6 protein-coding genes are annotated in these 5,191 nt (G+C 39.9%); all 6 read left to right on the top strand.

What is annotated here, in order from left to right; translation table 11 throughout:
• Positions 1-123: 123 nt before the first annotated feature.
• Positions 124-753 (top strand): GntR family transcriptional regulator, encoded by a 630-nt coding sequence (locus NHH15_RS15160; RefSeq protein WP_262067491.1) that lies wholly within the window; start codon positions 124-126, stop codon positions 751-753.
• Positions 746-1,396, top strand: coding sequence for a GntR family transcriptional regulator (locus NHH15_RS15165; protein WP_262067492.1), 651 nt, complete (start codon positions 746-748; stop codon positions 1,394-1,396). The genes NHH15_RS15160 and NHH15_RS15165 overlap by 8 nt, the downstream gene beginning before the upstream one ends.
• A 146-nt stretch (positions 1,397-1,542) precedes the next feature.
• Positions 1,543-2,811 (top strand): SLC13 family permease, encoded by a 1,269-nt coding sequence (locus NHH15_RS15170; protein WP_262067493.1) that lies wholly within the window; start codon positions 1,543-1,545, stop codon positions 2,809-2,811.
• A 64-nt stretch (positions 2,812-2,875) separates the two neighbouring features.
• Positions 2,876-3,775, top strand: coding sequence for a L(+)-tartrate dehydratase subunit alpha (gene ttdA / locus NHH15_RS15175; RefSeq protein ID WP_262067494.1), 900 nt, complete (start codon positions 2,876-2,878; stop codon positions 3,773-3,775).
• Positions 3,775-4,392, top strand: a complete 618-nt coding sequence (gene ttdB, locus NHH15_RS15180; RefSeq protein WP_262067495.1) for a L(+)-tartrate dehydratase subunit beta — start codon at positions 3,775-3,777, stop codon at positions 4,390-4,392. The genes ttdA and ttdB overlap by 1 nt, the downstream gene beginning before the upstream one ends.
• A 91-nt stretch (positions 4,393-4,483) precedes the next feature.
• Complete coding sequence (locus tag NHH15_RS15185) at positions 4,484-4,948, top strand: transporter (RefSeq protein WP_262067496.1); 465 nt, start codon at positions 4,484-4,486, stop codon at positions 4,946-4,948.
• The last annotated feature ends 243 nt before the right edge of the window (positions 4,949-5,191 follow it).

The following is a 5,191-nucleotide window of genomic DNA, read 5'->3' on the forward strand; positions in this document are numbered from 1 at the left end:
AAAGTGACATTTTCTCAAGAGAATCCTAAGGTGACATTATCATAAGTTAATAACACTCAAGATGAATTAAGGTTGACAACAATTGTATAAATGGATACAATATCTAGTACCAGGAGTGCAATTATGAAGAAAATAAAAACAAAATCAGCCAAGGACCATATTGTCACCGCTCTAAGAGAAGAAATTATTGCCGGGCACTTAAAAAATGGTGAAGAACTGACTCAAGAGGGTTTAGCCCAGATGCTAGAGGTATCCAGAATGCCAGTGAGAGAGGCCTTGCAGACATTAGAAAAAGAAGGGTTTGTTGTGCGTATGCCGAACAGACACAATAAAATAATCTTTCCAAATAAAAGACAGCTAATTAGCATTTTTTCTTTTGTGAAGGGAAATATGCTTCTCCTATTAAATAGTTTGCGAGATAAGGAGGACTTTAAGGAGTTTGTTAAAGAGCAGCAGTTTGATTTAAAGAAAGCATCTATCCTTTCTGCTTTTGGTGAACATGAGGTAACATTTCATAAGCGGTTGATTGAGTTACTTAATAATCCCTATTTAGAGGCAATGTATGATAATGTCTTTAAAGGTTATTTGTATTTTGCTCTTCGTAATTGTGGAGATAAGAGATATAGCATGAAACTAATTAGCAATATCATGGTATCACTTAACAAAGAAGAGGAAGATCCAATAAATAAGAGTGTTGGCGCTTACTATGAATATTATCTAACTGAATATATAAAAAGGAGTGAACATGTTTAATATAGGGAAAGTTAAATTGTTACCAGCAAGAGAACAAGTGGCATCGGTACTAAGAAAAGCGATATTATCAAGAGAGTTAGAAGAAGGTCAGGAGATTACCATTAACGGAATGGCGGAGCGTATTGGTGTATCTAGTATGCCGGTACGGGAGGCCTTTCAGATTCTTGCCAGCGAAGGATATATAAAATTGCGTCCTAATAAAGGAGCTGTTGTCCAGGGTATGAATGAAAAGACTATTAAAGATCACTTCGAGACGAGAGCTCTTTTAGAAAGCGAGGCGGCAGCCAGAGCGGCTCTGCCGGATCACGACCATAGTGAGCTAAAGCATATTTATCAGGAAGCTAAGGAGTCTATTGAAAAACAGGACTACAGTAACTATAGCAGGCAGAATGAAAGCTTTCACATGGCAATCTGGGAAGCTGCTGACAACGAGAAGATGAAGGGCATCTTAAGCCAGCTGTGGAATGGTCTTTCTCTTAGCCAGACGGATGCAGAGGAAGATTACGCAGAGAAGTCGATGAAGGAACATAAAGATATTCTCTCGGCGATTTTAAAAGGGAAAAAGGCTGAAGCAAAAGAGCTGATGTACCATCATATTATTCGAAGCATGGAAGACATGTTAACCCATTACGCTGACCAGTAGAGAAATCTACTGGTTTGTTTATTATTACTAAAAACCGACCTCTTTTTTCGGTAAAAAGCTTCATTGACTAAATCACAGAAAAAAGTTATTGTTATATTAAGAAATGGATACAATATCAAATATCAACGATAAAAGGAGGAAGAGATATGGATCCAATGGTTATTACATTACTTTTATTGGCTTTTGCCATCGTAATGTTCGTGTGGGAGAAAATCCCTCTGGCAGTAACTTCGATGATTGTCTGTATTGCTTTGGTACTAACGAAAGTATTAACTGTACCGGAAGCATTTGGTGGCTTTATCAACTCAAATGTAATCTTATTTGTAGCGATGTTTATTGTTGGCGGGGCTTTATTTGAGACTGGCATGGCTAATAAGATTGGCGGCTTGGTAACCAAATATGCAAAGACCGAGCGTCAATTAATTGTTGTCATCATGGTGGTAGTAGGAACAATGTCGGGTCTTTTATCAAATACCGGTACATCAGCAGTTCTTATCCCCGTAGTAATCGGTATTGCGGCAAAATCAGGATTTTCCAGATCGCGGCTTTTACTTCCGCTAGTATTTGCTGCCGCCATGGGTGGAAACTTGTCACTCATTGGTGCACCTGGGAACCTGATTGGTCAAGCGGCGCTTCAGGAGATGGGACTTAGTTTTGGCTTTTTCGAATATGCTAAGGTAGGTTTACCAATGCTCATTGTCGGAATTGTGTTTTACGCAACCATTGGCTACAAGTTACTACCATCTGGACCGAGCGTAGAAGTAGAAGGTGCTTTTGACCATAATGTAGACTATTCTCACGTACCAAAGTGGAAACAAAATCTGGCGTTTATTGTCCTGGTGCTTACAATTTTAGCGATGGTATTTGAGGATAAGATTGGTATTAGCCTCAGTATTTCAGGATGTATCGGCGCTTTGATATTAGTGCTTACAAAGGTTATTACGGAAAAACAAGCTTATAATGCTATCGATATGCAAACGATCTTCCTGTTCGGCGGAACTCTAGCACTCGCTAAAGCGTTAGAAGTAACAGGGGCCGGCGAAAAGATTGCGGAAGTAGTAATTGGTGCTATTGGTCAGAATGCTTCACCGTTTGTATTATTAGTAGCTGTGTTTTTACTGGCTTGTGTGATGACAAACTTTATGTCCAATACGGCAACCACAGCTTTACTTGTACCGATTAGTATTTCGATAGCAGCTGGTATGGGGGCGGATCCCAGGGCTGTTGTAATGGCAACGGTTATCGGTGGTTCTTGTGCATATGCAACACCGATTGGTATGCCGGCAAATACGATGGTACTGGGACCCGGCGGGTACAAATTCATGGATTACGTAAAATCCGGATTACCTCTAATTATTGTATCCACCATCGTAAGTTTAGTATTGTTACCGATATTTTTCCCATTTTACCCGTAAGTAAGGAACGGGGACACGTTTGCATTACAAACATGTCCCACAATTAAAAGGAGGATATTTAAAGATGAAAAAACAACAAGCAGTGGCGAAGATGACGGATGTGATGGCAAAGTTTGTTTCATACACCGGCAAAATTTTACCTGATGATGTATATGCGAAATTAGAAGAATTACGCAGCAAAGAAACCAGTGAATTAGCAACCACGATTTATGATACAATGTTTGAAAATCAGACATTAGCAAAAAAACTAGATCGTCCATGCTGTCAGGATACCGGAGTGCTTCAATTTTGGGTGAAGTGCGGCAGCAAGTTTCCCCTAATCGGCGAAGTAGAGGCACTTCTGAAAGAAGCGGTTATTGAAGCAACGGTAGAGTCGCCTCTTCGCCATAATAGCGTGGAGACCTTTGATGAATATAATACCGGTAAAAACGTTGGTAAGGGAACACCGACAGTCTTTTGGGAAATCGTACCAGATAGTGACACCTGTGAAATCGACACTTATATGGCGGGCGGTGGCTGCAGTCTTCCTGGGAAAGCCATGGTATTGATGCCCGGTGCCGGATATGAGGGTGTGACAGAATTCGTTTTGGAAGTAATGACCACTTATGGACTTAATGCTTGTCCACCGCTTCTGGTAGGAGTTGGGGTTGCTACTTCGGTTGAAACAGCGGCATTACTTTCTAAGAAGGCTCTGTTTAGACCTTTGGGAACACATAATGAAAACGCCAACGCTGCCAAGATGGAACAGCTTTTGGAAGACGGCATTAACTCGATCGGACTAGGGCCTCAGGGTATGTCAGGAAACTATTCGGTGATGGGTGTTAATATTGAAAATACTGCCAGACACCCGTCAACTATCGGAGTCGCCGTTAATGTGGGATGCTGGTCTCACCGTAAGGGACATATTATCTTTGATAAAGATTTGAACTATACAATCACTTCTCATAAGGAGGTAGAACTATAATGGCAAAGAAAATACTTACAACGCCGATTAAGGCAGAGGATTTAGAAGACATTAAAATAGGAGATATTATTTATTTAAACGGACATATAACGACTTGTCGAGATGTGGCTCACCGCCGTCTAATTGAAGCGGGACGTGAGTTACCGGTAGATCTTGATGGTGGAGCAATCTTTCATGCAGGTCCTATCGTTCGTCCTATAAAGGATCAAGAAGGAAAGTATGAAATGGTATCTGTAGGTCCAACAACCAGTATGCGTATGGAAAAATTCGAAAAAGAGTTTATCGAAGAAACTGGAGTGAAACTAATTGTTGGAAAAGGAGGTATGGGTAAAGGAACAATGGAAGGCTGTGAGAAATTTAAAGCCCTGCACTGTGTTTTTCCTGCCGGTTGTGCTGTTGTTGCTGCGGAGACTGTTGAAGAAATTGAAGATCAAAATTGGATGGACTTAGGAATGCCGGAAACATTATGGACTTGCCGGGTAAAGGAGTTTGGACCGTTAATTGTCTCAATCGATACTCATGGAGGTAACTTATTTGAAAAAAACAAGGTAATCTTCAATGAAAAGAAAGAGAAAGCGTATGCGGAAATAATTCCACATGTCAGTTTTATTAAATAATATTACTCAAAAGTTAAATCTAATTTCCGCCAAAATTGAAAATACTCGGCTATGTATAACTGTAGCCGAGTATTTGTAGATTGGAGGTCTTATGAGACAAAAAACCCAAGAAATACTCTTTCGTTTATCTTATATACTAGAAGTATTAATATCCCTTATTATCGTGGTCGCCATTATGATACTAGGCATAAAACTGGCTATACAAGTACCAGTGCTTGCAAAAAGTCAAAATATAGAGGGGGATTTTGCATTATTTCTGTCTACATGCTTTAGTTTGATAATTGGGATCGAACTAGTGAAAATGTTGGTTAAGCACTCTTTAACCATTGCTGTAGAGGTTTTAGTATTTTCATTAGCCAGACAGATGGTAGTTAAGCATTTATCAGCAGTAGAGACTTTGATCACTATCTTCTCTTTAGCGGGATTGTTTGCTATTAGAATGTGGTTAATCCATAGAGAAAAGGATAAGGTTTTAGGCGAGCTTAAGCCGTTAGCAGATAAAGAAAACAAAGTTGTGGAGATGATGCGAAACGATTTTGAAGAGGCAGTGAAATAGAATATAAAAAGCGGCGGTATGCCGCTTTTTTATATGGGACTATTTTTTAGATGAAGGCTCTATGTCAAGTGTTGGGGTGGGATGCTAACGCATCCTGCTCTGGCTCAGGCATAGAGCCGTTTTTAATGTTTCATGGGCATATGCCTATTTTTAGATACACAAATAAAACCTACCACCAAATGTGATTAAATCTTAGTCACAATGTAATATTCGGTTGCGAAATCGTTCAAAGTTACGGAAGCC

Origin of the sequence: Aequitasia blattaphilus (assembly GCF_024721305.1) — a bacterium.
GTDB lineage: Bacteria > Bacillota > Clostridia > Lachnospirales > Lachnospiraceae > Aequitasia > Aequitasia blattaphila.